This window comes from Streptomyces sp. GC420 (assembly GCF_009916105.1).
In the GTDB taxonomy this organism is placed as follows: Bacteria; Actinomycetota; Actinomycetes; order Streptomycetales; family Streptomycetaceae; genus Streptomyces.
Window position 1 is genome coordinate 1 of the sequence record NZ_JAAAXQ010000510.1, and the last position, 4,572, is coordinate 4,572.

Sequence of the window (4,572 nt, forward strand, 5' to 3'; positions counted from 1 at the left end):
GTCCGGGGACGCTCGGGTGGGTGGCTTCGGTCTCGTTCCCGGCCGCCGGGCCGGGCGGGGTGTGGGCCCGGACCGGCACGCCGACTCCGGAGAACGGTCCCGCCTCCGTCCCAGTGCCTGCGGCGACGGCCTGGGCTTGGGTTCGGGCCTGCACGGGCTGCACGCCGGCTGCGCGGGGTGGCCCGGCCCCGTCGGCCTCCGTGACCCGCACAGGGCGAGGCGCGTCCCCCGATCCCGGTTTCGCTGTGTCCTTTGTCTTCCCTCGTCAAGGTCCCGGGCGTACCTTGACGGCCGAATCTGATGTGCCGTCAGTAACATCCGGCAAGCAAGAGGGGACCCCATGAAACGCCCTGTGCGCGTCGCGCTCGCCGCGACGACGGTGGCCGGTTCCGTGCTGCTGCTGGCCGCGCCGCCCGCGGCCGCGGAAGTCGTGGACGTGGCCTACACCTGCCAGACGCCGATCGGCGAGAAGAGCGCGGTGTCGCCGATCGACATCAAGGCCGTCGAGAGCGGCGGTTCGTACAAGCTCACCATGACCTTCCAGAAGGGTGTCTCCTCCAGCCCCGTCGAGCTGGGCAAGGGCGCCATGAACCCCAGCGCGCTCATCAGGCTCGGCGGTGCGGAGAGCGGCACCCTCAAGGTCAAGGGGCCCGCCAACAGTGCGGCGATCCCCGCCAACACCCCCATCAAGATAAGTGACTTGTCGGGCACCTACACCCCGGCGAAGAGCGGCAAGGTCACCTTCACCGCCTCCACGCTCACCATCTCCGCCCTCGGCACGACCACCACCTGCAACCACACCAACGATCCGAAGCCCTCCCTCACACTCGACGTGAAGGCCGCGTCCGGCAAAGACGGCTCGGGCGGCAGCTCGCAGGCCGCACCCTCGGGCGGGGACGAGCTTCCGCAGACCGGCCCCCTCGACTCCGCCGTGGCCCTGGGAACGCTGGGCGGCACGGTCCTGCTGGCCGGCGTGGCCGGTGTCCTCTGGCTGACCCGCAGGCAGCAGCGGGCCTGACGCCCCGGACCAGGGAGCCGCCGATGCCGCCCCGCCTCGCCCGCGCCGCACTCACCGCCGCCGTGGTGCTGCTCGCCGTGCCCGCCGTGCCCGCCGTGCCCACCGTGCCCACCGTCTCCGCCGTGCCCGCGCGGGCCGCGAGCGGGGAGTGGAGCGCGCGGCCGGCCTCCGCGGGCGGCGGGCACGGCAGGCCCGCGTTCTACCTGCGGGGCGTGCCGGGCAGCGTCCTCCAGGACACCGTCTCGCTCACCAACCCGGGCGCCCGCGCCGTCACCGTGAGACTCGGCGGCACCGGGACCCGGTTCGCTTTCGCCCAGGAGGACGTGCGTGTCCCGGCGCGCACCCGGGCGGAGGTGCCGTTCACCGTGACCGTGCCGGGTGACGCGGTGCCGGGCGAGCGTTCCGGACGGCTCCTCGCGAGCGCCGGCGGCACCCGGCGCTCCGTGCCCGTGCGGCTGAGCGTGAGCGGCCCCGCCCTGTCCGCGCTCACCGTGGAACGCGTACGGGTGGAGGGCAGCGGCGAGGACACGGTCATCCGGTACGAGCTGGTCAACCGGGGCAACACGGCACTGGCCCCGCGCCTCGCCGTGCGCGCGGAGGGCGTGTTCGGCACCCTCCTGGACCGCCGGGCCCGCAGCGAGCCCGCCCGGCTGCCGCCCGGCGGGAGGCTGCGGCTGGCCGAACCCTGGCCCGGCGCCCCCGCCTTCGACGCCGTCTCCGTCCGGCTGACGGCCACGGCGGCGGGCGCGGCGACGGCGCGCGGCAGGGCTTCGGCGCGGTTCGTGCCGTGGGGCGCGGTGCCGGGCGCCGTGCTCGCGCTGTGCGCGGCCACCGCGGTCACGGTCCATCTCGTACGGCGCGGGCGGACGGAGAGGTGAACGGCGTGAGCAGGAAGACCGGTTGGGTGGCGGCGTCGGCGCCCGCCCTTGTCCTTGCCCTCGGCCTCTGCCTCGCCCTCCTTCCGGCTCCGAGAGGCGCCGTGGCGGCGGACGGGCCGCAGATCAGGCTCTCCGACCGGGAGGCGGGCAAGGGCGGCAGCATCACCGTCACCGGCGCGGGCTGGCGCCCGAGGGCACTTCTCACGCTTCTGATCTGCGGGCAGAACATGATCGGTGGCACCAACTCCTGCGCCAATGCCGAAGGACGTGCCGTCACCACCAACGCGGAGGGAGGCTTCACCAGAAAGCTCCCCGTGGCGGAGCCGCCCCGGCCCTGCCCCTGCGTGGTGCACGCGGCCACTGTCACCGGTGAACACACCGAAGCGCAGGCGGAGTTCGTTGTGGCCGGGCACGAGAGCGCGCCGCTTCCCCAGGAGGCCGGCGCGGGCCGGGTCTCGGTGCTCTCGATGCCGTCCCTGGAGGGCTCCGACAACATCCTGACCTGGTTCGGAGCCCCGCCCGCCCGCCGCCTCGTGGTGACCCTCGGCAACGGCGGCCCGGTCCCCGTGAAGAACCCGGTGTTCCAAGTGGGCACGGCACACGGGGTGTTCGCCCCCGAGTGGGAGGAACGTCAGTGGCGCGGCACCATCGCGCCCGGCGGCAGGGCGAGGATCGAACTCGACGTGCAGCTGGACGCGGGCGCGCACGGCGACCACCTGGTCTCGCTGAAGTACGGGAACAAGGTCCTGGCCGAGCAGCCGTGGGGCGTGGGACGGCCCTGGGGCGTGACGCTGTTCTGGATCCTGCTCTGTCTCGTCGTGCCCGCCGCGGTGTTCCGCATCGGCATGGCCGTGGTGGACCGGGCGCGGCCCCGCGCGCCGGCGGTACGGGTCCGCGGCGGCCGCCCCGCACACGGGCGCCCCCGCCGCTCACCGCGCCTGCCGCGCCTACCGCGCCTACCGCGCCTGCCGTGGGGGGATCCGCCCGCCTCCGTGCCCGACGCACCCGCACCCGCACCCGTACCTGAGCCGGCACAGGCACCGGCACAGGCACAGGCACCGGCACAGGCACCGGAACCGGGCCCCGGGGCGCGGGAGACGGCCTCCTCCGTGCCCGCCCTGCCCTGGTTCTCCCCCGACACACTCCAGACCTCCGCACCGTCCGCACCCAACGACAACCGTCCGACGACGAAGGGGAATCCGTGACAGCGCAACGGAGAGGGAGAGGAAGGGCGAGCGCCGCCGGGACGGCACTGATGCTCACCGGTGCGGGAATCCTGCTCGCCGCCGGACCCGCCCGGGCGGCGGAGGTCGCCTACGAGACGGAGTGCGTGCCGCCCGCGATCTCTGGCATGGATCCGGTCCGCGGCACCACCAGGGCGGACATCCAGGCGCCTGCCGAGGCCCGGGTCGGCGACGAGATCGAGGTGGTCTGGAAGACGGTGCAGGCCGCGTCCAAGAACCCCGATCTCGTCGACCTCGGCGAGAACACGGTCCAGCCCAGCGGCGAACTGACGGTGGGCGGGGCGCAGACCGGGACCCTGAGGATGGTAGGCCCCCGGGAGAATCCGCCGATCCCGAAGAACACCGAGATGAAGCTCTCCGAGATGAAGGGCACGCTCAAACTGGAGCGGGCCGGTGAGGTCACGCTCACACCGGGCAAGTACGCCATCAACGTCATGTCGACGGACACGAAGTGCGCGCCTCTGGAGAACGTCCCGGTCGCGGCGACCGTGAAGGTGACGGACGGCGGGGGCGGTACGACGTCCGGCGGCACCACGTCAGGCGGCACGGACTCGGGTGGCGCCACGTCCGGCGGCACCACGACCTCCGGTGGCACCGCGTCCGGCGGCACGGACTCGGGCGGTACGACGTCCGGCGGCACGGACTCGGGCGGTACGACGTCCGGCGGCACGGCTTCCGGCGGCACGGCCTCCGCCGGGGGTACGTCGGGCGGCGAGGACCCCGGCGGCCCCACCGAGTTCAAGGGCAAGGAGGTCAAGGTCCCGTACGCCTGCAAGACCCCCATCGGCGACAGGAACGCGACCTCCCCGGTGACGATCGACGCGAAGAAGAACGGCGGCGACTTCGACCTCACGGTGAAGTTCTCCACGTCCGTCATGGACAGCCCCGCGGAGATCCCCGCCGACTCCGTCAAGCCGTCCATGGAGGTCGTCCTCGGCGGCGCCGACAAGGGAACCGTGCATGTCGAGGGCCCGACGAACGCGGAGCCCGTCAAGGCCGGCGACCCGATCGAGATCCCCGACCTGACCGGCACCTACAAACCGGGCGCGAGCGGCGAGTCGACGCTCAGCCCGGGGGTGCTCACCGTCGAGGCCCTCGGAACGACGACCACCTGTACCCCCGAGAAGACGGAGGTCTCCCTGGAGCTCGACACCACAGAGCAGGAGGGCGGCGCCTCCGGCGGTTCCGCCGGTGGCGCCGGCGGCGGGAGCGCCGGCACGACGGCCGGAGGCACGGCCTCCGCCTCGGGTAGCACCGGCGGCGGGCTCGCCGACACCGGCGCGGGCGACGGCGGCGGCCTGCGCGCCCTCGCGCTCGTCGCGGGCACGGCGATCCTCCTCGGCGGCGCGGTGTTCACCTTTACGCCGTGGCGCCGGCTGCGCGGCACTCGCTGATCCGTTCCCGTCCCGGCCTGCCCTGCCCTGCCCTCCCC

Annotated in this window: 4 protein-coding genes; all 4 read left to right on the forward strand. The window is 74.0% G+C overall.

The features are described from left to right. Nucleotides 1-340 precede the first annotated feature (340 nt). Genes GUY61_RS35110 through GUY61_RS35125 form a run of 4 tightly spaced genes read left to right on the forward strand, consistent with a single transcriptional unit; the run spans nt 341 to nt 4,534 of the window. Nucleotides 341-1,018 (forward strand): LPXTG cell wall anchor domain-containing protein, encoded by a 678-nt coding sequence (locus tag GUY61_RS35110; protein WP_166634369.1) that lies wholly within the window; start codon nt 341-343, stop codon nt 1,016-1,018. Nucleotides 1,019-1,041: 23 nt separating this feature from the next. Beyond that, nucleotides 1,042-1,896, forward strand: coding sequence for a hypothetical protein (locus GUY61_RS35115; protein WP_166634370.1), 855 nt, complete (start codon nt 1,042-1,044; stop codon nt 1,894-1,896). A 5-nt stretch (nt 1,897-1,901) separates the two neighbouring features. After that, nucleotides 1,902-3,101: a hypothetical protein gene (locus tag GUY61_RS35120; RefSeq protein WP_166634371.1), complete on the forward strand. Its 1,200-nt coding sequence runs from the start codon at nt 1,902-1,904 to the stop codon at nt 3,099-3,101. A 50-nt stretch (nt 3,102-3,151) separates the two neighbouring features. Then, on the forward strand, nt 3,152-4,534 hold the full coding sequence (locus GUY61_RS35125; protein ID WP_166634372.1) for a hypothetical protein: 1,383 nt from the start codon (nt 3,152-3,154) through the stop codon (nt 4,532-4,534). The last annotated feature ends 38 nt before the right edge of the window (nt 4,535-4,572 follow it).

What these genes read in the sequence shown, in the direction of transcription:
- GUY61_RS35115 (WP_166634370.1), top strand. Translation starts at nt 1,042, where the DNA reads ATGCCGCCCCGCCTCGCCCGCGCCGCACTCACCGCCGCCGTGGTGCTG.
- GUY61_RS35125 (WP_166634372.1), top strand. Translation starts at nt 3,152, where the DNA reads ATGCTCACCGGTGCGGGAATCCTGCTCGCCGCCGGACCCGCCCGGGCG.
- GUY61_RS35110 (WP_166634369.1), top strand. Translation starts at nt 341, where the DNA reads ATGAAACGCCCTGTGCGCGTCGCGCTCGCCGCGACGACGGTGGCCGGT.